Here is a 25,214-nt window from a genome sequence, read left to right as displayed (position 1 = left end):
TTGTCGGCCTTTCGACCGTTGGTGAGCATTATTCCGTAGTCTTATACGTATTACTGTATGGCTTTGTAAGCTAAATCGTTACATAGTAGATAAAATGCTCATCCGGTTGCTTAGTGAGTTAGGCTGCCAAAAACAAGGAATACACATGCTAATGAAACAAAATACATGTTTGGTGGTTGTGGACGTGCAAGGTAAGCTTGCACGCCTTGTTGATGAGAGTGAGACACTTATTTCTAACTGTGGAAAGTTGATTAAGGGCGCACAGGTTTTGGGTCTGCCAATTATTCGTTTGGAGCAGAATCCAGAGAAGCTAGGTGCGACGGTTGATGAACTCAATGACCTTTTGAGTGATGCTAAACCAATACCTAAATTCACGTTTAACGCGTGTGATGAGCCCAAGTTTGTTGAGGCGGTTCAAACCAAGGATGTAGAGACTTGGTTGGTGTGGGATTGAGGCTCATATTTGTGTTTATCAAACCGCATTGGGTTTGTTGGAGCTTGGGTACAGGGTTCAGGTAGTTGGCGACTGTATTGGTTCACGGACAGCATTGAATAAGAAGTTGGCTATCAGCCGATTACAGGACGCTGGTGTCCAAATTACGGGATTAGAAATGAGCTTATACGAGCTAGTGAAAGATTGCCGCGCACCAGAATTTAAGCTCATTCTATCCTTGATTCGTTAACTTGGGTTTCGTTTAGGTCCGATTCGTTAACTTTCCATTTTGAAGAGGTTTATTTGAACAATCTAATCGTATTTACCGGAGGGCCGGGATCTGGAAAAACCTCAGTCATCGATGCTTTGAAAAGTCTGGGCTATCGCTGCGCACCAGAAGTTGGACGTAAAGTGATTCAGCAACAAGTCGAGCAACAAGGTAGAGCCTTGCCGTGGTTAGATAAAGTGACTTTTCGTGACGAAATGGTGCGAGAGGAGTTAGCGAATTACCAAGCGTTTGAGGAAAGTGAGCAACTCGTTTTCTTTGATAGAAGCATCGTAGATTCATACGGTTACAGCTTGTTAGAAACGTTGCCTATTTCAGAGTCTTTGCTGAATAACTGTAATGAACTGGAATACAACAGCAAGGTATTTATCTTCCCGCCATGGGATTCGATTTTCATCAATGACCAAGAGCGCAAGCAAGATTTTGATGAAGCGATCGCCACCTATGAAAAGATGGTGACAGCCTATAATCAGTTTGGTTATCAGCTGGTGGAAGTGCCTAAGCTATCTGTTGAGGTACGAGTCGAGTTTATCTTAGCCTCGGTTGGTTAGATTAATCGAAACAGTCGGTGTTACGGCTCTTGAGAGGCGATTGTCGAACCGCCACCGATACCGACAGCAATGATTTGTCTGGTGTTATGTAGCCAGCTGGCTGCGGTTTCAACGTCTTGCCCTTTGAACAGAGTGCGGTTGATGTCTAGGTTCTTGCTTGATTGTTTCGTTGATACTTTAGTCACTGTTTGCTCAACCGGTTCATGCGTCAGACACGAATACCTACCAAGATGTACTCTCTTAATAAGCTAAAATATATACGAGTCAATTATCGTAATTTTTGAGTCTTATTAGTAACTACTCACTATCTATATTCTTCAGCGTTAATGTGAATGTCATGCCTTGGTCTGGGTTGTTCTTTGCTATCAAGGTGCCTTGCATATCCCGTACATTGTTGGCTGTAATAGCTAACCCGAGCCCCAAGCCTTCGCCCATCTTTTTGTTGGTATGAAATGGTTCGAAAATGGTTTCGAGTTGATCTTCAGACACACCACAACCGTTATCTTGAACCTTGATGATCACGCGTTGTTGCTCGGTATGAGCGCTGATCACAATGGTTGCTGGTTTCTGATTCTGCGTGGCATCGACAGCGTTTCTAAGCAGGTTACCAAGCACTTGACGAAGTCGCGCCTCTTCTCCCATTACCATCGAAATATTGGAAGCGACACGCACGCGAATATCGACGTTTTCCAGTTCGGCTTGATGAATTCGCAGGGTTTCTTGCAGTGCGTCTGTCAGTGAAACTGGGTAAGGCTTTTCAAGTCTTTGGAAGGCGAACGACTTCAATTGGCTGGTCATGTTAGCCATTCTGTCGATCAGGCTCATGACTAAGTCCATGTTCGCTTTCAACATCTTGGTCTCGCCTCTTTCCATCAATAGCTGGTTACTTGAAAGTAGCGTTTTTAGGCCAGTAAGCGGCTGATTGAGTTCATGAGTAATCGCACTCGACATCCGCCCTAGTGCAGCCAGTTTGCTAGATTCGACAAGTTCTTGCTGCGCATCTTTTAGATCTTGAGTTCGCTCTTCGACCCGCAGTTGTAGCGTTTTATTGGCGTTTTGCACCGCAATTTCGGCTTTCTTACGTTTGCTGATATCGATTACGGTACACAGGTAGTAAGTCGTCGCATGCCAAGGAAAGGCGCTAATAGAGAATAAAACAGGGAAGTAGCTGCCATCGCTGCGTCTTGCCATGGTTTCGACGCTAGTTATCTCGGCCAGCTCTTGATGCTGCTCTAAGTTTTTGAGCAGTTGCAAGGTGGTTGAATTCGGATTACCTGCCTCAAATAACTGCCACGCCTTGATGTTATTGATCATTGAATCAGATAGTGAAAAGTAGTTCTTCGCCATCAGGTTGATATCGTGAATGCGTCCGTGTTTATCGATCAGTATTAACCCAACATGGGTTTTATTGATCATCCCAGACAGTCGTTTCTCAGACTCTTCGATAAGCTTTTGGATTCTCAGATTGCTGAGCTTTTTCTGGCGTCTTTGGTAAAGAATAACCAACAGTAACAGAATGAAAAGACAGCCAACCGCCACACTCCAGCTGATCCAGTTCGTGGTCTGGTTGAGGCTGGTTAATGGCGTTAGGTAGGTTAAACGCCAATTCAGATCGTCTAACTTGATGGACTGAATTAGGTAATCTTTATCTTGCAATCGCCACACGCGAATATGGGTTTGGTCATACAGCTCACGTTTTGTCGCTGTGGGCTGAGAATTGAAGGTGTCATTGAACCAATCGGCACTCAACCTGTTGTCACTGGAGAGAAAGAACTGATCGCGAGGGTTCTGAAACAGTATCGCCTCACCATCGGCAAACCATTGATCGGTTAACAATGACAAATCGATTTGCACCGCGACAATGCCAACCACATCAGAGGCTCGATATACGGGTGCCGCTATGAAGTAATCGGGTGTCACGCCTTTGTTTTTTGTCACCACTGAAATCGCACCACCTTGTTGGTGGATCTTCGAAACAATTGTACTGGCGTTCTTATTGCTCAGTTTGCTTCTTTCAACACTCGATACCAACAAGTCCCCTTCGCCAGAAAGCAGATACCAGCCCTTGGTATTGGCGGCTTTATCCAATTGAATCAGCTGTTTCTTGATGCGTTTTTCAAGGCGGTCTTCACCATCGATAAAACGAACCGTGGTTTCATCATTGGTTACCAGGTAGGGCAGATAATAGAAACGCTTAAGGGTTCGCCTCGCTTCTGCAATGTAACCAAGGAAGCGTTGTTCGGCGTAGCGTTGGGCTTGCTCGAGTTTCCACTGGCTGATGCCATTCTTGGTGGTAACCTGCACCAATCCAATCAATAAACAGGCACATAGGAATAACCAATATCGATTGTTGTTAACCATGCTTGATTAAATCCTTTTAAAATTAGTGATTTACCTATTCAAGTTAATGAGATACGAAGCTTCACTGTTTTATTGCTTGGAAGGTGGAGTGTGAGACAAATCGAAGCTAACAAACATTATTAAACTGTTAAAGGAGTGTTATTCAAAGTGGGAGCTAGCTCCTTTTCGTCTGAGGTTTTTTTACATACCGTGGACGATATTAATCAGATGTAGAGTGGCGGAACCAAACTATGCAGCGTATTGCTTTAATTGAAGATGACGCGATTGTGCGTCAAGCAACCAGCCAATGGTTGCAGCTGGCGGGCTTCGATGTCACCGCATTTGAAGTAGGACAAGATGCGTTAAACGCCGTAGAGCAGGGTGATTTTCAAACCATTATCACCGATGTTCGTTTACCTGATATTGATGGTGTTGATCTGCTAGGGCGTTTCAAAGGTCTTGTGCCAGATGTGCCTGTTATTTTGATTACTGGGCATGGTGATGTCGATATGGCGGTGAAAGCCTTACAGCAAGGTGCCTATGACTTCATTGAGAAGCCATTCGACCCAGAGCGTCTGTCTCAAACGGTATCGGAAGCGGTAGATAAACATCAAAGTGGCCAAGACAGAAACAGTCGTCAGAACTATCTGGATAACCTTAAGGGCATTGAACAGGTGCTGATCGGTCGCAGTAAAGTGATGTGTGAACTGCGCGAGCAAATCCAGAAAGTCGCTTCCATAGACACCAACGTGATCATCTATGGTGAAACGGGTTGTGGTAAAGAGCTGGTCGCCTCTTGCTTACATGAATTCAGCCAACGTAAAACCCATCCGTTTGTTCCGCTCAACTGTGGCGCAATCCCAGAAAATCTCTTTGAAAGCGAGCTGTTTGGACACGAAGCCGGAGCGTTTACTGGTGCGGCCAAACGACGCATTGGTAAGCTGGAATTTGCCGACAAAGGCACAGTGTTCCTTGATGAAATAGAGAGTATGCCGCTGTCGATGCAGGTAAAAGTGCTGCGTACCTTGCAAGATAATGTCGTCGAACGCGTGGGGGGGAATCAGCAACAACATGTTGATCTACGAGTGGTCTCTGCCTCGAAAAGCGATCTACTGAATCACCCCGACTTTCGCCAAGATCTATTCTATCGTTTGAATGTTGCCCAGCTGCATTTGCCTCCACTCAGTGAGCGTGAAGAAGATGCCTTACTTTTGTTTGAACACTTCACCCAAGAAGCCAATTCCGAAACACGTATAGCCAGTGAGGCTGATCGCTATGCACTGCTCTCGTATGCGTGGCCGGGCAATGTGCGTGAACTGCGTAATGTTGCGATTCGTTTTGCATTGGATGAAAGCTTGACCGTTGGGGATATTTTGGCGTGTCGTCCCAATTCTGTCACAGAGTCCACAACGGCGGGCATCCCTTTGGCGGTTCAAGTACAGAGCTTTGAAAGGAAAGTGATTCATGATGCCTTAGTTCGTTATAAAGGGCGTATCAATGACGTGATGCAAGATTTGGATTTACCTCGTCGAACATTGAACCAAAAGATGGTGCGTTATGGGTTAAATCGAAGTGACTATGTTGACCCTTAGAGAGCGGCTTCATCGCAGTGCTTGTTGATTTTTAATGAGCAATAAATGGCTCATTGCATATTTATCAATTTACATACATTGATCACACAACTGCAACATAGTGTGACTTGCTTCCCGATCTACAGGTGTTAATTCCGGTAGCCGATAAGCCAAAAATGGCTTACTTAATAACAGGGGAATAAGCAAAAAACGGCTTATTTTGAATAGGTTTTAAAATAAAAGTAAATTAAAACAAATAGTTAAAAACTGGCATTACGCTTGCTATCTATTGTTGTTAACAAAAATATAACGTGAATAACCCTACATGGAGAGTAACAATGAAATACAACAAGCTGGTTAAAACTTTAGCGCTAGCAATGGCTTCTCTTGGCCTTATCAGTAATGCGTCAGCTGAAGAAGATCGCAGCTATATTTTAGCGACGGCTTCAACGGGTGGTACCTATTATCCAGTGGGTGTGGCCTTAGCGACATTGAGTAAAGTTAAGCTTGCGCCTAAGCAGCATTTTTCTTTAGCGGCTATCAGCTCTGCGGGCTCGGGTGAGAACGTAAAGTTGTTGAACGAGAACGAAGCTCAGTTCGCTATTCTACAAGGTTTGTATGGTGCTTGGGCTTGGCAGGGTTTAGGGCCATATGAGAAATCTGGCAGACAAACTCAACTGCGTTCAGTTTCCATGTTATGGCAAAACGTAGAACACTTTATTGTGCGTTCAGATCTAGCAAAAACAGGTACGGTAAGCGATCTAGAGAACCTAAACGGTAAGAAATTCTCTATCGGTAAGAAGAACTCTGGGACTGAAAACTCAGGTCGTCAAATCATGCAAGGCTTATCCGTGGACCCAGAACAATTTAAACTCGCCTTTATGGGTTATGGTGGCAGTGCGAGCGCATTACAAAATGGCACAATTGATGGTATGAACACGCCTGCTGGTGTTCCTGTTGGTGCGGTGACGCAAGCCTTTGCAGCACTGGGTGAAGATATTCAAATCTTGTCGTTTACCGATGCACAAATCAAACAAGCGAATGGTGATTACAATATTTGGACCAAGTATGAGATCCCAGCAAACACTTATCCAGGTGTCGATAAACCAATTACTACGATTGCCCAACCTAACTTCCTAGCGGTTCGTGAAGACATTTCTGAAGACGATGTGTATCAACTGACCAAAGCTATCTATGAAAACCTACCTTTCCTACAAGGTATCCACAAAGCAACCAAAGCAATGGCACTTGAGAAAGGGATCGCAGGCCTTCCTGTTCCGCTTCACCCAGGTGCTGCTCGTTACTATAAAGATGTGGGTATAGAAATCCCTTCTGAGTTGATCGTCGACTAACCCTTTGTCTTCGATTAGCCATTTATCTTTAACTCGCTATTTGGCGTGAACTGAATATTCGCGTTAATTAATTGCTTGGTGCGTTTTCATATGTTTCGGTTGCTTTGTTTGATTTGACCGTCTCCGATTCGTTCGATTATTTGAAGTGAAAACGCACCACCCTACTTTATGGATTTTCTCTGCGCGTTTGGCTGTGGAGAGCAGGAGTTTTCTATGAGCGATTCGCTGCAGCAGGAACTGAAAAAATTCGAATTGCCTACCCGAACAGATTTCCCTTGGGTAGGCAAAGCAATAACGACAATGGGAGTGATACTCTCCCTCCTACATATTTGGTTTAATACCTTATCTACCTTGCCAGAGCTTTGGATTTCGGCGACGCATTTCGCTGGTTTCGCAATCATTTGCGCGCTTTGGTATCCCGCTCATATCTCACTGAAAAAGAGCAAGATAGCGCTGGCGGTCGATATCGGAATTGCCTTGGCGGCTCTGGCTTGTCTTATCTACATCCCCTTTGCAGAAGATGCGTTGTATGACCGAGGCGTAAAATTTATCGCCAGTGATTGGTTTTTCTCTATCTTGGCGATTGCCATCGTCATTGAGCTGATTAGACGCACTATGGGCTGGTTCATTCCAGTGCTTATCTTAGTGTGTTTAAGTTATGTAGTGCTTTGGGGACAATGGACAAGCGGTATTTTTCATTTTCCGGGTTTAAGCCTTGAGACGTTACTTTATCGAAGCTTTTATTCATCAGAAGGGATGTTTGGTTCGATCTCAAGAATCAGTTGGACCTTCGTGTTCATGTTCATCTTATTTGGCGCATTTTTAGTTCGATCTGGTGTCGGCGACTACATTATTGATGTATCTCGTGCCGCGGCGGGCAAAGTGATTGGTGGCCCTGGTTTCATTGCCGTTATCGGCTCCGGCTTGATGGGCTCAGTCTCCGGGTCGAGCGTAGCAAACACAGTATCGACGGGCGTGATCAGTATTCCCTTGATGCAAAAGGCAGGTTTCCCTTCGCGCTTCGCGGCAGGTGTTGAAGCGGCTGCATCTACTGGCGGGCAGCTGATGCCACCTGTTATGGGTGCGGGCGCGTTCATCATGGCCTCTTACACGCAAATTCCTTATGTCGATATTATTGCGGTTTCCTTCGTTCCTGCGCTTATCTACTTTTTGTCTGTGGCATTCTTCGTGCGCATCGAAGCAAAACGCAGTGGTGTGCAAAAGGTGACTTCTGGCTGTGAGCCTCTATTGAAAGTATTGCTGTCGGGTTGGCACAACCTGATCCCATTAGCGGTGTTAGTGACTCTGTTGGTGAAGGGCTTTACGCCGACTTACGCTGCGGGCATCTCGATTCTGTCTGTCGTGGTGGCTTCATGGTTCTCTAAAAATCACAAAATGGGTCCAAAGGCGATCATCGAAGCGCTTTCTCAAGGCGCAAAAAACATGGCGACCACGGCTGTGTTGCTAGTGGGCATTGGTCTGGTGATCAACGTGATCAGCACGACTGGTATTGGTAACACCTTCTCGTTGATGATCAACAGCTGGGCGAACGGCGATTTGTTGGTGATGATCGCCTTAATTGCACTGGCGTCTTTGATTCTGGGCATGGGGTTACCAGTAACCGCGGCTTATATCGTGTTGGGTACTCTGTCTGCACCAGCTTTGTATAAACTGATTGCTGAAAGTCAGTTGCTCGACCTGTTGGTTTCGGGACAGTTACCGGAACAGGCGAAAGCTATCTTCATGTTGGCTGCGCCAGATAAGCTTGATTTGCTGAACGCGCCAATGGCACTTGAAACAGCCAAAGAGATGATTGCGTTAGTCCCTGCTGATTTTGTGGAAACTCTGCTTGAACAGAGCCTTGGCTTAGAAGCGATCAGCCTTGCACTGCTTTCTGCCCACTTGATCATTTTCTGGCTATCGCAAGACAGCAACGTGACTCCGCCTGTTTGTTTAACTGCATTTGCGGCTGCAACCATTGCTAAAACACCCCCGATGAGAACGGGATTAATGGCATGGAAGATAGCCAAAGGCTTGTATTTAGTACCATTGTTGATTGCCTACACTAACTTGGTAAGTTGGGATGTGATCTCCGTGTTAGTCACGGGTGGCTTTGCTGTTATTGGTACTTACGCGTTTATCGCGGCGATTGAAGGTTATCTAGAGAGCGAAGTTAATATTATTACTAGAGTAGTGTTGGTTGCGGTAGGTATAGCTCTAGTATGGCCTGATGTTTCAGTCGTGATCCGTTTGGTATGTGTTGCCATTTTTGTTGGCATCTTTATCTACAGCGGTCGTAAATACGATGCTAATCAAGTGAAAATGGAATCAGAAAGTGAGGAAAAAAAGTTACCTCAAACCGGGTCTAACACTGTCGCGTCTTCCCTATAATTAAAAGGATTGAATGTAGGAATATTATGAACTCAATATACGACTATATTATCGTTGGTGGCGGCATTGTTGGCGTGTCGACGGCTTGGCAATTACAGCAAGCTCACCCTGATAAAAGTATCCTTTTAGTCGAGAAGGAACGTGGTTTCGCGCAGCACCAAACTGGCCATAATAGCGGGGTGATTCATGCTGGTGTTTACTACGCTCCGGGCAGTTTAAAGGCGGATTTTTGTAAACGCGGCGTAGAGCGCACCATCGCCTTTTGTAGCCAACACGATATCCCCGTCGAAAACTGCGGTAAGTTGTTGGTCGCGACCAATGAGCAAGAAGTGGAGCGAATGAATGCGCTCTATCAGCGTTGCCACGATAACGATATTGATGTTGATTTGTTGGATCAAGCTCAGCTCAAACTTGCCGAGCCAAATATCACGGGTTTGGGTGCGATTTATGTCAAAACCACCAGTATCGTCGACTACAAAAAAGTCACCGAAGTGATGGCTCAAGAGTTTGTTGAGGCGGGTGGTAAGCTTAGCCTTGGTACGGAAGTGATCATGGCCGATGAGCAAGAAGATGAAGTGCAGTTAACGTGCAAAGTAGATGGTCAGACTCTTCAACTGAACAGTCGATTCTTGATCACGTGTTCTGGCTTGATGGCCGATAGAATGACCAAGATGTTAGACATCGAAACCGACTTCCAAATCGTGCCTTATCGCGGTGAGTATTATCAGTTAGACGCTAAGCACAACCAAGTGGTGAATCATCTTATCTATCCGATCCCTGACCCAGAACTGCCTTTCTTGGGCGTGCATTTAACACGCATGATTGATGGCTCCGTAACAGTAGGGCCAAATGCAGTTCAAGGCTGGAAGCGAGAAGGTTATGGCAAGCTTAACTTTAGCTTCAAGGACACTTGGCAGATGCTGAGCTTTGTGGGTTTTTGGAAAGTGACTGCGAATCACTTGAAAACGGGTTTGGTCGAGTTTAAGAACTCGTGGTGGAAACCGGGATATCTAAAGCTAGTGAACAAATACTGCCCGAGTATTACGGTTGATGATTTTAAGCCTTATCCTGCTGGGATTCGTGCTCAAGCGGTACTGAAGGATGGCACCTTGGTCCATGATTTCCTGTTTGCCGAAAGCCCAAGAAGCTTACATGTATGTAACGCGCCATCACCGGCTGCGACCTCTGCAATGCCGATTGGTGAGTACATCTGTGGCAAGGTAATGAAAAAGACGGCTTGATGATAACTAAAGGTTATTAAGTTGAGATGCTCTCCGAAGACAATAAAAAATCCGCAAGCTCCAATCTATTTATGATCGTGGGCTTGCGGATTTTTAGTTTTTGCCGTGTTTGCTCGGATTAATTGTTAGTAAATAACCAACCTTACAGCCAATCCGGCACAAAGTTAGCGACGATGGTGACATCGTTAAAGTTACGGTAGCCGCGCACCATGATGTTGAATTCCCCCGCAGGCATGTCTAATACACACTGTTCGTTGCTGCTGTTCTGGTATGGACGGCAGTCGTAGTTCGCTTTCGATACGGTGCCGTTGTGTTTCACATATAAGTCGGCATCGCCACTTCGAGGGCCGGTTAATGTTACCGTTAACTGACCTGCACTTTGAGTCGTAAATGTGAAGAACTGCTCTTCACCATATCCTGCAGTAAGTCCTTTAACAGGCACGCCATTTTGCAGCTCTTTAGGGCCTGCAACGGGTGAATCAAGGCTGGTTTCGACAAGGTAAGCAATGGCTAGTTTGGCGAACTTGGTCGCGTGTGTCGCCGTAGGATCGGAGTTCTCAAGCGTGTCGTGCTCAGTGTGAATACTTGGGTTGTAATCATTGAACATGCTTTCGAATGGCATGGCAGCTGGGTAGCCAACATTGTGCCAAGATGCGTGGTCAGAACAGGCATAGCCACAATCATCAAAACCGTAACTGATGTCGCTCGCGTAAGTGTCGATTAGCTCGCTTAAGTAGGCGGTGAGGTTGCTGTCGGTGTAGTCCGTGATGAAGGTGATATCGTGCGCAGAACCGTTGTAGTTGGTCATGTCTAATTGCAATACGGACAAAACGTTGGCTTGCTCATCTCTTAAAGCGTTGGCGACATCTTGTGAGCCACGTAGCCCTACTTCTTCAGCAGCATAACCATAGAACTTAATGGTCTTGTCTGGCTGAATGCCACTGGCGATCATCAGGCGAAGCGACTCAGTTACGGTCGCAATACCAGACGCATCATCATCGGCTCCGGGTGAGATGGTGCCTTCGCTTGTCCAAGATCCAACGGTCGAATCAAGGTGCCCACCAACAACGACGATCTCTTCAGGATATTTAGCGCCAAGCAGTGTCACTTCAACGGATTTTTGCGGATATTCGGCATGCGTGATCTGGCGTGCAGACGCATAAGGCACATCTTTAATTTCCGTCTCCCAACGTTCTAAAAGCCAATCTGAAGCAGCGACACCAGTAGAAGTAGTATAAAAACGGTTGGTGAAGTTGGTTAGATTTTCGATGGTCGTGACCATGTTGTTCGGCTCGACCTGAGCGAGTAGGTCGTTCACCGTATCTTGATGGCTGATCACCGGTTTTTCGAAGGTGTTCATTGTCAGTGGCATCGCTGCGGCTTTGAGTGCGCTTGCTTTGTCTTCGTGCACCATGTAGCCACCACAACGGTGAGTTTCTTCATGCATGTGGCTGGATAGTTTCGCCAGCTCTTTCTGGTTGATTTTCGCGACGATGGAATGCTTGTTCCCCGTCACGCTTGGATAAACCGTTGCGCCATGTTGAGTCATTATATGCTGTGCGTCAGCATCGGTGGTGATCCAGACTTCTTCGTTCGCTGGTGGTGTGATACCTAGGGATGCGTAAGCCGAAGTGCTGGTGGTTAAGGCTAAAGAGCCTCCGAGCACAGCCAAAGCTAGCATGCTTTTTTGAATAGCCATTTGTCGTCCTTTTTATGGTGAGTATTGTTGTGTTGATTGGTGTGATTTTTGTGTAATACGTGGATGTTTTTGTGTAGATGTTTCATTTTTTAAGCAGATAACCGCGAAAAGGGCTCCTTTCGGAGCCCTGAATTTACTATCGATTATTGTGTTTTAATGAAACGGTAGTGCTTGGTTTCTGAACAGATATCGCTTGAGGTACACACTTGGTACTCCACATCTACTGTGCCGTTGTGACGGAACTTGTCGACGTATGAGTTAAAGTCTGTAGCACCAACATTCTTGCCATTACGCTTAATCACGAAGTAGTCGTTGGTGTCGTAATCCCATGCCAGCTTAACGCGAGCTTTGCCATTCGGGTTTTTGTTACCAAACTTCAGTTTTAGTGGGAAGCCTTCCGCTGAGTCACCTTCAATCGTAATCGACTTGCTTGTTGATGTTGCAACGCCTGCATCGTCAGTCACGGTTAGAGTCACCACGTAGTCGCCAGCTTCAGCGTAGGTATAACGAGCCACTTCACCGGTTTGTGTGTTGCCATCGCCAAGGTTCCATTGGTAAGAAACGATTTGACCATCGCTGTCTGAACTTGTGCTGCGTAGCTCGACTTCTTTACCGACAATCGTGTGTTCGAAAGAAGAGACGGGCGGCACGTTAGCGCTGCCTGATTCGTACGACGCTTTCAGATTTGCACCTGCGTAATCTGAGTAACCTAGAACGTTAACCGTGTAACGACCTGCGGTTGGGTTTTCAATCACACACACTTCATCGGTCACGGTTTCGCTCTTACAGATATTCTCCTGAGAGCTTGGCGCATAATCTAGGCCGACATAAATATCTGGGTCACCCGTAGACACAGCAAGATCAATCGTCAGTTTCTCTTGGCCTGATGGTACTTCGATATCAAAGTAAGTTTTCGAACCTGTTTCACCAGCAACTGCGGCTTCAACACCATTTTCAAGGCGTTGATATTCCGGTTCTGGTGGCAGTGGTGGCTCTGCACATGGGGTAACACCCACAAGACCGAACGCAGAAACAACGTCATCGGCATTGTAGCCAAGGTCTGTTGCCGAGTTTTTCACGCCACAAGCACCCTGCCAGAAGTCACTGTTTTCTGACCAGTAGATTTGGTTGGATAGCACGAAAAGCTCGAACGCTTTTTTAGTATCCCAGCCTTGCGTGGTTGCAAGGTGGTAGAAGGCCTTGTTGAACACGCCCGAACTGTAGTGCACATTCAAGCCATCGTAGTACTCGGATGCATTATTGATTGAAGAACCATCTCGTGATGGATCGTCCATGTAGCGTAGAGCTCCGTCGCCTTTAAAGATATTACGGCCGACCATCCAGTCGTTGGTGCCTTTCATGTAGTATTCTGCCGCTTCACCTGCCATATCAGAGAAGGCTTCGTTCATACCACCGGATTGGTTTGCGTAAACCAAACCTGAGTTTTGCTCAGTGAAACCGTGGCTCACTTTATGGGCTGATACATCTAGGCTAACAAGCGGGTAAAAGAAGCTCTCCCCATCACCAAAGGTCATGGCTCTGCCGTCCCAAAATGCATTCTCGTAGTTTTCACCGTAGTGAACACGCATCATGAGCTTGAAGGAGAGTGGCGCTGTGTCGAACCAGTTTTTATACATATCGAACACGATGTTGCCAAAGTAATGGGCATCGTTGAGTGGTGAGAATGCGCCGTTCACGGCTTTATATTCGTTACGAGGACATTCATAGCTGTAAGTGGTGTCGCCGTCGGTCGCGCCATTAAGGTCAACGGTAACGACATTTTCAGACTCCATTACACACTCTGTGCCCACTTCTTGAACATCAAGGTAGTGGTAGTCGGTGCCGTATTCGTACATGCCGGTTTTTTCGTTGCCGCCAGGGCCAGTACCGATCTGAGCATGGGCAATACCTTCCCAGCGGTCGATGACCTTGCCTGTGTGCCCGTCTAGCATGGTGAACGGTCGAGTCGGCTGTTCACTGCCTTCTACTAGGTAAGAGACAACGTACACTAGTCGTGTTTTATCTACGCTTTGCTGTCCGATGCCTTGCTTCACAGAGCCTTGATAGATAAATAGCTGATGTTGAACGTTGTCTAGAGATTTGCTGGTTAAGCCTTGAGTCTTTAGATCTTTACTTGCGAGTTCAACCGCTTGAGCGCTGTTGATTGATGGCTTAACAAAAGATCGCTCTAAGGTCGTTGTTTTAAGGTAGCGACCTTGAACGGACTTAAGTGCGCCACCTTGGACACTTTGGGTGGCATTTAGGTAATGTCCCCATACCGGTGTTCCCCAGATGTTCTGTTGGATCTTAACTTTGTAGATACCACGCTTTTTCAGGTTTACTTCTTTCACCATCTTAAAGCTAGAGGCGTTACTGACACCTAACTGAGAGTTCAACCCAGAAAAGCTAGTAAAGTTGATCGGTTGATCGATGTTAACGGATTCACTTGCATGTACTGATAAAGACATAGCACTCGCTATAGCAACGGCAACTAAACGCTTTTTCATTTTCATTGTTATTTTCTCTTTCCATGTAAAATCCATGAAAAAGTAACAAAATTATCACAACGAATTTACATCATTCGATCTGATTAATTAGTAGCATGGCAATGATCTCTTTTATTCATGAAACTTATATTTCTCGTATTTACAGATAGTTATCATTTCTGTTTATTTTTGAACGCACTCATAGGTTTTATTTATAAAATCATGACAATTTTATTAGGTGTTGTTTTTTATTGGAAATTAAGATTTCTAGGTAAATAGATCTGTGCCTCAATTAGCGGGCTCTGGGTTGATAGAAGGATCAACGATTTGGAAGTGTCATTTTGAGCGAAAGACGATTAAGCGAGTTTAAAGGCAATTTTGATAATAAATTGACGATTTTGGGGCTTATTTTCTGAATTGTTAGTTACAAGAGAGTTAGCCAAATGGGGCTTTATTTGGCACAGAGCACAAAAACGGCTGGATGAAAAAAGCCAGCGACGGGTCACTGGCTTAGATTAACTTAGTTTGTGCAGGCTACTGATTAAAGGTACGTAACTAATACACTTAGCTATGGTCTGCGACTAAAGCGAATTACTGCTTTTTACCGCCAACTTGAACATATTCAATACCAATAATACGGTTGATAACACCCAAAACAGAGGTCGTATCAGAATTTGTTGATGTAACGGTATCGACGGTTGCGCCTTCAGGAACCCATTCCATTGCACGATCTTGAGTGTTGCCCGGAACTTGGAAGCCTACAATGTTGAAGCTCTCTGCGTGCGCTGTGTAAACTTCTTCATTGTGGTTAATACCTGAACAACCTGCTAGAGAAACAATGCCTAAAACAACTAATAACTTTTTCATAAAAATACCTTAAGAATGATTGGAACCTAGATGGCAAGGCACAAAGGCAGTGGCATGATTATCTAGATTTAATAAGTTCATGGGAGACTGCATCTCCCGACCGATGTTGAACATTATTCCAGAGGTGTTTTGTCGTTACTGTATGGGTTTGTCAGCTGAATCATTACATAGCTGAATGGTTATGGTGAATACTGCACCTTTTAAGGCTTGGCTCTGACCCACTTCCACAGTTGCGTTATGTTGAGCACAGATCTTCTCGACGATAGATAACCCTAACCCATGGCCGCTCTTAGCTTTATTACGTGCTTTGTCGCCAACATAAAAGGGATCGAACAGATGTGCTCGGTGCTCCTCTGCAACGCCATCACCATCGTCATGTACCGCAATTTTCAGTTGTTCTTGGTGCACGCTTGCTTCTATCGACACTTGCGAGCGTGCGAACTTCATTGCGTTACGCACGAGGTTATCTAGTGCTCGGTTGAGTAGTGTTTCATCCGCAAGTATTGAGCTAGGTTGCGCTGGTAGTGAAAGGTCGATGTTGAGCTGACTGTCTTTGTTCCAACGCGCCATTGCGTGGTCGAGAAAGTCTCGAATCTCTAATGGCTTTTTTAAGTTTTCTAGGTCAGTGCTATCGAGTTTGGCGTAATACAATAGTTCATCGACCATCTTTTCCATCTCTTCCGTGTCTTCGACAATACTCTCAATCGTGCTTTCTTGCTCTGCGTTTAGCTGGGTGTCTTTCAACATTTCAGCTTGCCACTGAATACGGAATATTGGCGTGCGCAGTTCATGAGCGACAGCATTAGTGAGTGAGCGATTACTTTCTACCAAGCGATGAATTCGGTCGGCCATTAGGTTGAAGGATTTGTTCAGTGAACCAATCGCAATACCACTTGAAGTCTCGGCTCGTGTCGAGAGATCGCCCTCCGCAAAACGCAGAGTGGCAGCCTCAAGCTTTTTAACTCGGCGGAAGATAATAAATAGATGACATAACCCATATAAGATAAAGCTCGCTAAAAAGAACAACCAAATGAGGTCATCCTCCAACTCTATTTTTTGCCTAACGAACGCTTCACTGTTGGGGAGGTAGTGATAGGTATTGTCGCTGCTTGCTAAGCGAAACCATAGGTCACGCTCATCATCGTGAAAGATAAAGGTATTCGGATTGGTACTGAAGAACTCTGAAACGGGGCCTGGTATTTCATCGTCTGGGCTGAACGTAACCAGTTTATTTCGTGTGGTTTCTACAAATTGGTTTATCGCTTGATGAGCAGCTTCAAGACCCTGATTTTTAGCGATATTTTCGATCAATTGCTGGTGGGCAGTCGCTTCGTAATCTTCCAGTACATATTCGTAGTCGGTATTGAGCTGATAGACGCTAATCTCGTAGGCGACAAGGCCGGCCATGAAGCAAACTAACAGCCCTAATAGGGACTCCAAAAAGATACGTCGCATAATCGCTCTCTCTATTACGCTCGTATTGAGCGAGGTTAACGCCAGGCGGTCGAAACAAATAAGTAGCCTTTACCGCGAATGGTCTGAATTTTCTCTGCTGGTGTGTGGTCGTCGCCCAAAATCTTCCTTAGACGTACAACCTTGTTGTCAATCGTCCGGTCTATTCCGTCGTACTCAATCCCGCGCAATGTTTGCGTCAAGTAGTCACGAGATAACGGCGTGTCTGGGTTGCTTGCCAATAACCAAAGTAGGTCAAACTCGCTGTCAGTGAGTGATAAAACCGCACCATAAAGTTCACACTTCTTATAAGTGTTTTTCAGAACGAGTTGATCGAACTGAAGGGTGTCTGAGTCATCGACTGAAGCGGTATTGGTGTCTTGGCGGCGTAATAGCGAACGAACTCTGGCCAGCAGAACTCTTGGTTTGATTGGCTTGGTGACATAGTCATCAGCCCCTGTCTCTAAACCAGCGACGTGATCAAAGTCGTCATCGCTAGCGGTGAGCATCAAGATTTTACCTTTATAGTGCGTACGCGTCTGTCGGCAGATTGTAAGTCCATCAGTTACAGGAAGCATCAAATCCAGCAGTACGATGTCAGGTTGCTCCGTGAGGATGGTGTGTGCGGCATCACTGCCATCGTCCAACACCGTGACATCAAAATCTTGCGCGACGAAGTAGTCCTGCAACATTTTCTGAAGTTTCAAATCGTCTTCCACGATGATCATTTTAGGTTTTGTCATTCCATTATCAGCCTTGTCGTGCGTTTCACTTATTGAGATTAGGTGAGCGAGTCTTCGTCGTGATGAACCATTACGATTATACGCTATTGCATATAAGTTCAGATGCTTCGCCAAATACCTAAAGCGAATGATTAAACACTTTATAAGTTAGTTCAATGATGAATTGGCATTTATAGGAAAATAAAAAACATCGTTCAAATAGGCTCGACATTCTCATACATTCGCACGACAGATGTTTTGATCTTTAAATAATAGAATTTTCCCATCAAACATTTTGGGAATAACTGTATGAACGACTATAGAAATGCATTACTGGCGTTACCTTTGATTCTGCTAGCGGGTTGTAACTCAAGCTCTAACTCAGGTAAAGCTGCCAACAAAGCGCAAGCAAAACCTCAAGCGGATTACGTATTTTCATCAGCGAAACTGGGTGAGTTGTATAAAGAGCGACAAGAGGTCCAAGAATCCATAAAGCTTGATTACAACGGTGTGCAGTATGAAACCGTTCTGTTTGCGGAAGATATTAGTGATAAGCAAAAAGTAGTTAGGCTTGCGGATAGTTTAGGTCAAAGTGTGGATCTGTACCTCCCTGATGCAAGGGCTGACGATTGTGCGATTTACAGTGAGGGTAAGCTTTTTGATTCATTTGCTTGTGGTGTTGCTCAACGTTCAATCGGCAATGACACCACGTTAATTAACACGACGACGAATACTCATAAACCCGTCGAGCTTGAGTATCACAATGAACTGGTTCAATACGTGACTAGCCTTGGGTCTACCATTCTGAGTAACACTAAAAGTGGGAACAAGGTAACGATAACCACCTCGTTTGCTTTCAACGCTTTTTACCGTGATGTGCTCAACGAGACTGGCGCTGTTGATCGCATTACTTCCACTCTAGGCGCATCAACCTATTCTCAGCTTTTTGATATCGTGAAATTGTATCAAGGCAGTGAGATGACGTTGAAGTTTACCAACCATATTGGTGGCAGCGCTGACGATGATATCAATATGTACACCGGGCGCATGATCCACAGTAACAACATGACGACGATCGTAACGCCTACGGGCTCGGTGTTCTCTGGCGGCACGGATCTTTTCGCTGCGGGTAACCCACGAGTTTTGCAACGAGCAGATACCTCCAAAGCTATTGAGCTTAATAAACAGGTTGGTGTGCATAGTTGGGCTGAGGATGATAAAACAGCCAAAGATTTCCCATACACGAACGAAAGTCATCGCAAGCAAGCGACCTACTTTAAAAAGGTAATGGGAGATACAGGAATCGATTTCTATATCTTCACTTTAGATTCTGCTCCGGCTTCTGGCGAACACTGGGTGACTAAGGCTGAGTCAGATAAATACGGTTTCATCACACGCATTGAGTAGCTTAGGCTCGTAATAACATAAGAAACGACTTGATAAGGTTGGTGATGACGTTGTTGTCACCAACCTTTTTTGTTCATTTTTTGATTCGTTACCTGTGTTGATTGTGGATTTCCTTGTCTTAAATTTCAGTATGAAAATTCCTTGATACTTCCTTTCCACTCCCTCCCCAAAAAGTTTCTACAAGGACTCTCACTGATTGATTCTTGAACTTTCTAAGCAAAAACATTTGACCAATAACTATCACACCTCAAATCTTTAATTGTTTTCGTTAGTGCTCTGAATGATATTTAAGCTGTTGTTCCATAGTGATTTTTGTTGTTTTGAATGCTGTATTGTTACGAGTTTGTTTTAAATAATCATTTGAACCCTAACTAAATTTCTGTCATTTTATATTTAACTGAACGTTCAATATAAAATAAAAGGACTGAGAAATGCCGAAGGTTGGGATGCCTGATATACGTAAACCACAGCTTGTTCAAGCCACCATGACGGTGATTGATCGAGTGGGTTTGCATGCCGCGAGTATTGCGTTGATCAGCAAAGAAGCGGGAGTCTCCACTGGCATTATTAATCACTATTTTGGCGGGAAGCATGGGCTGCTCGAAGAGACCATGCGTGAAATCCTTCGCCAACTTTCTAATACCATCACCACGTCACTAAAAGCACTTCCTGTTGATGCTCACCAACAGAGAATCAACGCGATCATCGATGGTAACTTCGAAGGTTACCAAGCAGAAAATAAGGTCGCGAAGGCGTGGTTGGCATTTTGGTCATATTCAATGCATGACGAGCAGCTGAAAAGACTGCAGCGTGTGAATGAAAAACGTTTGATTTCACACTTACGTCTTGAGTTGAAAGGTATTTTGAATCATGAACAAGCGGATCTCGTTGCTCACGGGATTGCGTCTCTGATTGATGGTTTGTGGCTGAGAGGCACATTAAACCCAGATGGTATCGATGCTCAAAAGGCGCGTGCCATCATCAATGATTATCTAGATAAACAACTTACGTTCTACTCGTGTTACAGCAAATAGATCGCAGTGGTAGCGCTAGACCTAGAACGACCACCCAATACTCACATATAGACCAGTAGAGTCTAATAACAATAATTAAGTCAGAATCTCAAATGGAAATGAACTCGTTATACATCGATGGCGCAGCGGTTAAAGCAACCTCTGGTGAAACCTTTGATAGCATTAACCCTGCCAACGGTGAGCCTATCGCGACCTTAGGCCAAGCATCTTCAGCAGATGTCGACAGTGCTATTGAATCTGCGAAGCGCGGATTTGCGGTATGGTCTGCAATGACCGCTGTGGAACGCAGCCGCATTCTTTTGAAGGCAGTGGAAATACTTAGAGCTCGAAATAATGACCTTGCAAACCTTGAGGTTGTTGATACGGGCAAGCCGCTGCAAGAAGCAATTGAAGTGGATGTGGCGTCTGGTGCTGATGTTATTGAATACTTTGCTGGCTTGGCACCAACACTACAAGGCGACCAACAACCGCTGAGCGAATCTCAATTTTTCTACACTCGCCGCGAACCGCTAGGCATCTGTGCGGGCATTGGTGCGTGGAACTACCCCATTCAAATCGCGATGTGGAAATCAGCTCCGGCATTGGCCGCGGGTAACGCGATGATTTTCAAGCCTTCAGAAGAAACGCCGCTCACAGCGCTCAAGCTTGCTGAGATCTTTACCGAAGCTGGTCTTCCTGATGGCGTGTTCAACGTGGTTCAGGGCGATTACCGTGTTGGTCAGATGCTAACGGCGCACCCAGACATCGCGAAAGTGTCGTTCACGGGCGAAACCGGTACCGGTAAAGCGGTAATGGCAGACAGCGCTAAGACGCTGAAATCAGTCACCATGGAACTTGGCGGCAAGTCACCAATGATCGTGTTTGATGATGCGAAATTGGATGATGCAGTTTCAGCTTCGATGGTGGCTAACTTCTACACCCAAGGCGAAGTGTGTACTAACGGTACCCGTGTTTATGTACACGAAAACATCTACAACGCATTCATCGACCAACTTAAAACACGCACTGAGAAGCTGATCATTGGTAACCCAATGGACATGGAGACTCAGATCGGCGCGTTGATTTCTAAAGAACACCTTTCAAAAGTCCTTGAAGCAATTGAGCTAGCAAAACAGTCGGGTGCAACCCTGCTGACGGGCGGCTATCAAGTGACAGATAACGGCCTCGAAAACGGCAACTTTGTTATCCCAACCGTGTTTGTGGATTGCGAAGACAACATGCCTCACGTTCAGCAAGAGATCTTCGGCCCTGTGATGTCAGTGTTGAGGTTTACGGACGAAGACGATGTGATTCGCCGCGCTAACGACACCAAATATGGCCTAGCGGCTGGCGTGTTCACGCAAAACCTTTCTCGTGCTCACCGCGTGATCCATCAAATGCAGGCTGGTATTTGTTGGGTTAATACGTGGGGGGACTCTCCTGCAGAAATGCCTGTTGGTGGTTACAAGCTTTCAGGTATTGGCCGTGAAAATGGACCAGAAACCCTACTTCACTATACGCAGACTAAGAGCATTCTTATTGAACTTGGCGACTACGCCAGCCCTTATGCCTAACGCGTAACACTCAATTTTATGGGTTAGCTTAACAGAGCTAGCCCTACTGACTCATCTCAGGGAAATCAAAACATGGAACAACGCTACGATTATATTATCGTCGGCGCGGGTTCGGCCGGCTGTGTGTTAGCGGATAGGCTAACGGAAAGCGGTGAACATAGCGTTTTATTACTGGAAGCTGGTGGCACGGATAAGAGTATTTTTATCCAAATGCCAACCGCGCTTTCTTACCCAATGAATACTGAAAAGTACGCTTGGCAATTTGAAACAGAGAAAGAACCGGGCCTTGATGGACGTGAACTGCACTGCCCACGTGGCAAAGTGTTAGGCGGCAGCTCATCGATCAACGGCATGGTTTATGTTCGTGGCCACGCGTGTGATTTTGACCAATGGGAAGAAGAGGGTGCAGCGGGTTGGAACTATCAAGCATGCTTGCCTTACTTCCGCCGCGCTGAATCATGGAACAAAGGCGGTGATGAATACCGTGGTGACAATGGCCCTGTCGGCACTTGTAATGGTAACGATATGGAGCTTAACCCGCTTTACCAAGCATTCATCGATGCAGGTAAAGACGCTGGTTACCCAGAAACCAACGATTACAACGGCTACCAGCAAGAAGGCTTCGGCACTATGCATATGACGGTAGACAAGGGTGTTAGAGCCTCAACCTCTAACGCTTATTTACGTCGAGCATTGAAGCGTTCAAACCTGACCTTGAAGAAAGGTATCGTGGCGCGTCGTTTCTTACTTGAAGCACTCGTCGTAAAAGACCAGTCATCAAAAGGTCAATCAAGGCTGAAAGCTGTTGGGGTCGAGTTTGAAAAGTCAGGCAATACTCAAGTGGCTGTGGCGAACAAAGAAGTGATCTCTTCTGCGGGTTCTATCGGTTCTGTTCAACTGCTGCAGCTTTCTGGTATCGGCCCGAAAGCGGTGCTTGAAAAGGCTGGCGTTGAAGTTAAACACGAACTAAGCGGTGTCGGTGAAAACCTTCAAGATCACCTAGAAGTGTACTTCCAATATCACTGCAACGAACCGATCACACTCAACAGCAAGCTTGGCTTGGTGAGCAAAGGCATGATTGGCGCGGAATGGATTCTGACTCGCAAAGGTCTGGGTGCTACTAACCACTTTGAATCGTGTGCGTTCATTCGCTCTCGTAAAGGATTGAAGTGGCCAAACATTCAATATCACTTCCTGCCAGCAGCGATGCGTTACGACGGACAAGCGGCCTTTGATGGTCACGGTTTCCAAGTACACGTTGGGCCTAATAAGCCAGAAAGTCGCGGTACGGTTGCGATCACTTCTGCTGATCCGCATGCCAAGCCAGAGATCATTTTCAACTACATCTCGACTGAGCAAGACCGCCAAGATTGGCGCGATTGTATTCGTCTAACGCGTGAGATTTTGTCTCAACCAGCAATGGATGCTTACCGAGGTGAAGAGATTCAGCCGGGTCTAAGTGTGACTTCCGATGAAGCAATCGACGAATGGGTTAAACAGAACGTGGAAAGTGCGTACCACCCTTCATGTGGCTGCAAAATGGGCGCTGATGATGATCCAATGGCAGTGCTTGATGAAGAGTGTCGCGTTCGCGGCATTGATAATCTGCGCGTTGTTGACTCATCTGTTTTCCCTGTTATTCCGAACGGAAACTTGAACGCCCCGACCATTATGGTGGCTGAGCGTGCTTCCGATTTGATTTTGGGTAAGCCAATGCTCAAAGAGCAGGACGTTCCAGTGTGGATTGCACCTGAATGGCAAGAGAAGCAAAGAATCAATAAACCAGTAAGAGAAGCGTAAGCCTCTGTTATTGAGATAAAAATAATAAAAAGTAACAACCAAAATTAGTCAAAAGTCAGCAAAACTGCCCTGATTAGTATGAGTTAGGGCAGAAAAAGGAAAGATAAAAAGGAATCATTATGACGACTCAACATAAACAAACCGCTACAAAAAAGGTATTAGCAACATTAGCCATCAGTTCATTTGCATTTGGTGCTAACGCTTCTATTGAACCACAGCAATGTGAAAACGTCCGCTTCGCTGATGTAGGCTGGACTGACATTACCGCAACAACCGCCGTTACTTCTGAACTATTAAAAGGCCTTGGTTACAAAACCAAAACCGACCTACTTTCAGTACCGGTGACATACTCTTCAATGGCGAACGGCGATATTGACGTATTCCTAGGCAACTGGATGCCAACTATGGAAGGCGATATTGCTAAGTACCGTGAAGCGGGCACGGTTGAAACCGTTCGTGCCAACCTTGAAGGCGCAAAATACACACTAGCTGTACCAAAATATGTGTACGACTCAGGTGTAAAAAGCTTCGCCGACCTAGCAAAACATGCCGACAAATTTAAAGACCGCATCTATGGCATCGAGCCGGGTAACGACGGTAACCGCCTAATACAATCAATGATTGATTCAGACGCGTTTGGCTTGAAAGATTTCAGCCTAGTGGAATCAAGCGAAGCGGGCATGGTGTCGCAAGTATCTCGCGCTGCTCGTCGTAGCCAGTGGATCGTTTATCTAGGTTGGGCGCCGCACCCAATGAACAGCAATGTTGAGATGGAATACCTATCAGGTGGTGACGACTTCTTTGGCCCTAACTACGGTGGCGCGAATGTTTACACTAACGTTCGTTCAAACTACCTGTCTGAGTGTGCAAACGTCGGTCAACTTCTACAAAACCTAGAATTCACTCTAGAGATGGAAAACCAGTTGATGGAAGAGATTCTTAACCAAAAAGTGAAGCCAGAAAAAGCAGCTCAACAATGGTTGAACAAGAATCCTCAACAAGTTGAAGCTTGGTTAGACAACGTAAAAACGCATAAAGGTGAATCAGCGACTCAAGCCGTCACTGAATACTTAAAGCAAGTTAAAGCTTAGTTCTACCTATCTCAACAGCTACATAAATAATAAAGGTGGGCTTGCCAATTTATCGATTGGTTTGAAGTAGCCCACCCATAATAAAAGGCAATATTGTGAATTTTATTACGGAAAACAAAATCCCTGTCGGACAATGGATGGAAGCGGGTGTTGATTGGCTAACAATCAATGCAGCAGGATTCTTTGACGCTATTTCGATTTTTCTAGAAACCGTCATTATGTTTTTAGTCGATGTATTTAAGTGGATGCCGCCTGCTCTGCCAATCGTGATGACTGCTGCTATTGCATGGTACTTACACCGTAAACCTTCGCTGGTGATCTTTGTGGTCGCAGCACTGCTGACTATTCTTAACCTCGGCTATTGGCAAGAAATGCTGGAAACCTTTGTTCTCGTCTTTGCGGCGACAACGATTTCCGTATTAATTGGCGTACCGGTTGGCATCATGGCTGCTCACCGTCCTTGGCTCTATACAGTTTTGCGTCCAATTCTTGATTTGATGCAGACAGTCCCAACTTTCGTTTATCTGATTCCAACTCTGGTTCTATTCGGCTTGGGTATTGTTCCTGGCTTAATCTCTACCATTATTTTCGCGATAGCTGCACCGATTCGTTTAACCTACTTAGGCGTCACTAAAGTGCCTGAAGAGTTGATTGAAGCGGGTAAAGCGTTTGGTGCCGGCCGCATGAAATTGCTGATGAAGGTCGAATTACCGGCGGCTCTACCAAGCATCATGGCGGGTGTAACCCAATGTATTATGTTGTCGCTTTCGATGGTGGTTATCGCCGCTCTTGTCGGTGCTGACGGACTTGGTAAACCTGTTGTTCGTGCATTGAACACAGTGAACATCTCACAAGGTTTTGAAGCTGGATTAGCGATTGTATTAGTCGCAATCATCCTTGACCGCTTGTGCAAAACACCAAACCAGAAGGAAGCTTAA

Annotated in this window: 18 protein-coding genes and 1 pseudogene; 12 read left to right on the top strand and 7 right to left on the bottom strand. The window is 45.6% G+C overall.

Features of this window, described 5'->3' with window-relative positions; translation table 11 throughout:
* The first annotated feature begins 145 nt into the window (after window positions 1-145).
* Window positions 146-683 (top strand): annotated as a pseudogene (locus AB4307_RS01535) (hydrolase).
* 53 nt (window positions 684-736) lie between these two features.
* A complete protein-coding gene (locus AB4307_RS01530; protein WP_016785429.1) occupies window positions 737-1,270 on the top strand; it encodes an AAA family ATPase in 534 nt (177 codons plus the stop codon).
* 20 nt (window positions 1,271-1,290) lie between these two features.
* On the opposite strand, the gene AB4307_RS01525 is transcribed toward AB4307_RS01530, so the two are convergent.
* The gene (locus AB4307_RS01525) at window positions 1,291-1,455 is read right to left on the bottom strand and encodes a hypothetical protein (RefSeq protein WP_016785428.1); all 165 of its coding nucleotides are present in this window, start codon (window positions 1,453-1,455) and stop codon (window positions 1,291-1,293) included.
* Between the two features lie 112 nt (window positions 1,456-1,567).
* Window positions 1,568-3,631: a sensor histidine kinase gene (locus AB4307_RS01520; protein ID WP_372130892.1), complete on the bottom strand. Its 2,064-nt coding sequence runs from the start codon at window positions 3,629-3,631 to the stop codon at window positions 1,568-1,570.
* A 230-nt stretch (window positions 3,632-3,861) separates the two neighbouring features.
* On the opposite strand from AB4307_RS01520, the gene AB4307_RS01515 reads away from it, so the two are divergent.
* The 4 genes from AB4307_RS01515 to lhgD all read left to right on the top strand — a co-directional run bounded on the left by AB4307_RS01515 (window position 3,862) and on the right by lhgD (window position 10,165).
* Entirely contained in the window at window positions 3,862-5,202 is a 1,341-nt protein-coding gene (locus AB4307_RS01515; RefSeq protein ID WP_102321268.1) for a sigma-54-dependent transcriptional regulator, read from the top strand.
* Window positions 5,203-5,519: 317 nt separating this feature from the next.
* Window positions 5,520-6,533 carry a TAXI family TRAP transporter solute-binding subunit gene (locus AB4307_RS01510; RefSeq protein ID WP_372130890.1) on the top strand — a complete coding sequence of 338 codons (1,014 nt, stop codon included), beginning with the start codon at window positions 5,520-5,522 and terminating at the stop codon, window positions 6,531-6,533.
* A 213-nt stretch (window positions 6,534-6,746) separates the two neighbouring features.
* A complete protein-coding gene (locus AB4307_RS01505; RefSeq protein WP_171732689.1) occupies window positions 6,747-8,924 on the top strand; it encodes a TRAP transporter permease in 2,178 nt (725 codons plus the stop codon).
* 26 nt (window positions 8,925-8,950) lie between these two features.
* Window positions 8,951-10,165 (top strand): L-2-hydroxyglutarate dehydrogenase, encoded by a 1,215-nt coding sequence (lhgD, locus tag AB4307_RS01500; protein ID WP_065584461.1) that lies wholly within the window; start codon window positions 8,951-8,953, stop codon window positions 10,163-10,165.
* 142 nt (window positions 10,166-10,307) lie between these two features.
* Here lhgD and AB4307_RS01495 read toward each other — a convergent pair whose 3' ends face one another.
* The 5 genes from AB4307_RS01495 to AB4307_RS01475 all read right to left on the bottom strand — a co-directional run bounded on the left by AB4307_RS01495 (window position 10,308) and on the right by AB4307_RS01475 (window position 17,412).
* On the bottom strand, window positions 10,308-11,864 hold the full coding sequence (locus AB4307_RS01495) for a M28 family metallopeptidase (RefSeq protein ID WP_372130888.1): 1,557 nt from the start codon (window positions 11,862-11,864) through the stop codon (window positions 10,308-10,310).
* Between the two features lie 143 nt (window positions 11,865-12,007).
* Window positions 12,008-14,377, bottom strand: a complete 2,370-nt coding sequence (locus tag AB4307_RS01490; protein ID WP_372130886.1) for a M4 family metallopeptidase — start codon at window positions 14,375-14,377, stop codon at window positions 12,008-12,010.
* Between the two features lie 564 nt (window positions 14,378-14,941).
* Entirely contained in the window at window positions 14,942-15,217 is a 276-nt protein-coding gene (locus AB4307_RS01485; RefSeq protein ID WP_372130884.1) for a hypothetical protein, read from the bottom strand.
* A gap of 135 nt (window positions 15,218-15,352) precedes the next feature.
* Window positions 15,353-16,672, bottom strand: a complete 1,320-nt coding sequence (locus AB4307_RS01480) for a sensor histidine kinase (RefSeq protein WP_372130882.1) — start codon at window positions 16,670-16,672, stop codon at window positions 15,353-15,355.
* Between the two features lie 35 nt (window positions 16,673-16,707).
* Window positions 16,708-17,412: a response regulator gene (locus tag AB4307_RS01475; RefSeq protein WP_017065179.1), complete on the bottom strand. Its 705-nt coding sequence runs from the start codon at window positions 17,410-17,412 to the stop codon at window positions 16,708-16,710.
* Window positions 17,413-17,700: 288 nt separating this feature from the next.
* Between AB4307_RS01475 and AB4307_RS01470 the strand changes: the two genes are divergently transcribed.
* From AB4307_RS01470 to choW, 6 genes are all read left to right on the top strand, one after another.
* A complete protein-coding gene (locus AB4307_RS01470; RefSeq protein WP_372130880.1) occupies window positions 17,701-18,798 on the top strand; it encodes an alpha/beta hydrolase in 1,098 nt (365 codons plus the stop codon).
* Window positions 18,799-19,229: 431 nt separating this feature from the next.
* Window positions 19,230-19,832, top strand: a complete 603-nt coding sequence (betI, locus tag AB4307_RS01465; RefSeq protein WP_017070135.1) for a transcriptional regulator BetI — start codon at window positions 19,230-19,232, stop codon at window positions 19,830-19,832.
* 92 nt (window positions 19,833-19,924) lie between these two features.
* Complete coding sequence (gene betB, locus AB4307_RS01460; protein WP_372130878.1) at window positions 19,925-21,385, top strand: betaine-aldehyde dehydrogenase; 1,461 nt, start codon at window positions 19,925-19,927, stop codon at window positions 21,383-21,385.
* Window positions 21,386-21,457: 72 nt separating this feature from the next.
* Window positions 21,458-23,185 carry a choline dehydrogenase gene (gene betA / locus AB4307_RS01455; protein ID WP_372130876.1) on the top strand — a complete coding sequence of 576 codons (1,728 nt, stop codon included), beginning with the start codon at window positions 21,458-21,460 and terminating at the stop codon, window positions 23,183-23,185.
* A gap of 119 nt (window positions 23,186-23,304) precedes the next feature.
* Window positions 23,305-24,276, top strand: coding sequence for a choline ABC transporter substrate-binding protein (locus AB4307_RS01450; protein WP_137001587.1), 972 nt, complete (start codon window positions 23,305-23,307; stop codon window positions 24,274-24,276).
* A gap of 95 nt (window positions 24,277-24,371) precedes the next feature.
* Window positions 24,372-25,214, top strand: coding sequence for a choline ABC transporter permease subunit (gene choW / locus AB4307_RS01445; RefSeq protein ID WP_372129492.1), 843 nt, complete (start codon window positions 24,372-24,374; stop codon window positions 25,212-25,214).

The organism is Vibrio sp. 10N.261.52.C2, assembly GCF_041471425.1.
Taxonomy (GTDB): Bacteria; Pseudomonadota; Gammaproteobacteria; order Enterobacterales; family Vibrionaceae; genus Vibrio; species Vibrio crassostreae_C.
The sequence above is the reverse complement of the archived record's forward strand: the minus strand, read 5'-3'. Positions and strand labels throughout refer to the sequence as shown.

Excerpts from the sequence above, each read along its gene's own strand:
- AB4307_RS01515 (WP_102321268.1), top strand. The coding sequence starts at position 3,862 with ATGCAGCGTATTGCTTTAATTGAAGATGACGCGATTGTGCGTCAAGCA.
- betB (WP_372130878.1), top strand. The coding sequence starts at position 19,925 with ATGGAAATGAACTCGTTATACATCGATGGCGCAGCGGTTAAAGCAACC.
- AB4307_RS01475 (WP_017065179.1), bottom strand. The coding sequence starts at position 17,412 with ATGACAAAACCTAAAATGATCATCGTGGAAGACGATTTGAAACTTCAG.
- AB4307_RS01485 (WP_372130884.1), bottom strand. The coding sequence starts at position 15,217 with ATGAAAAAGTTATTAGTTGTTTTAGGCATTGTTTCTCTAGCAGGTTGT.
- AB4307_RS01495 (WP_372130888.1), bottom strand. The coding sequence starts at position 11,864 with ATGGCTATTCAAAAAAGCATGCTAGCTTTGGCTGTGCTCGGAGGCTCT.
- AB4307_RS01520 (WP_372130892.1), bottom strand. The coding sequence starts at position 3,631 with ATGGTTAACAACAATCGATATTGGTTATTCCTATGTGCCTGTTTATTG.
- betA (WP_372130876.1), top strand. The coding sequence starts at position 21,458 with ATGGAACAACGCTACGATTATATTATCGTCGGCGCGGGTTCGGCCGGC.
- AB4307_RS01510 (WP_372130890.1), top strand. The coding sequence starts at position 5,520 with ATGAAATACAACAAGCTGGTTAAAACTTTAGCGCTAGCAATGGCTTCT.
- AB4307_RS01450 (WP_137001587.1), top strand. The coding sequence starts at position 23,305 with ATGACGACTCAACATAAACAAACCGCTACAAAAAAGGTATTAGCAACA.
- AB4307_RS01490 (WP_372130886.1), bottom strand. The coding sequence starts at position 14,377 with ATGAAAATGAAAAAGCGTTTAGTTGCCGTTGCTATAGCGAGTGCTATG.
- AB4307_RS01505 (WP_171732689.1), top strand. The coding sequence starts at position 6,747 with ATGAGCGATTCGCTGCAGCAGGAACTGAAAAAATTCGAATTGCCTACC.
- betI (WP_017070135.1), top strand. The coding sequence starts at position 19,230 with ATGCCGAAGGTTGGGATGCCTGATATACGTAAACCACAGCTTGTTCAA.
- lhgD (WP_065584461.1), top strand. The coding sequence starts at position 8,951 with ATGAACTCAATATACGACTATATTATCGTTGGTGGCGGCATTGTTGGC.
- AB4307_RS01480 (WP_372130882.1), bottom strand. The coding sequence starts at position 16,672 with ATGCGACGTATCTTTTTGGAGTCCCTATTAGGGCTGTTAGTTTGCTTC.
- AB4307_RS01470 (WP_372130880.1), top strand. The coding sequence starts at position 17,701 with ATGAACGACTATAGAAATGCATTACTGGCGTTACCTTTGATTCTGCTA.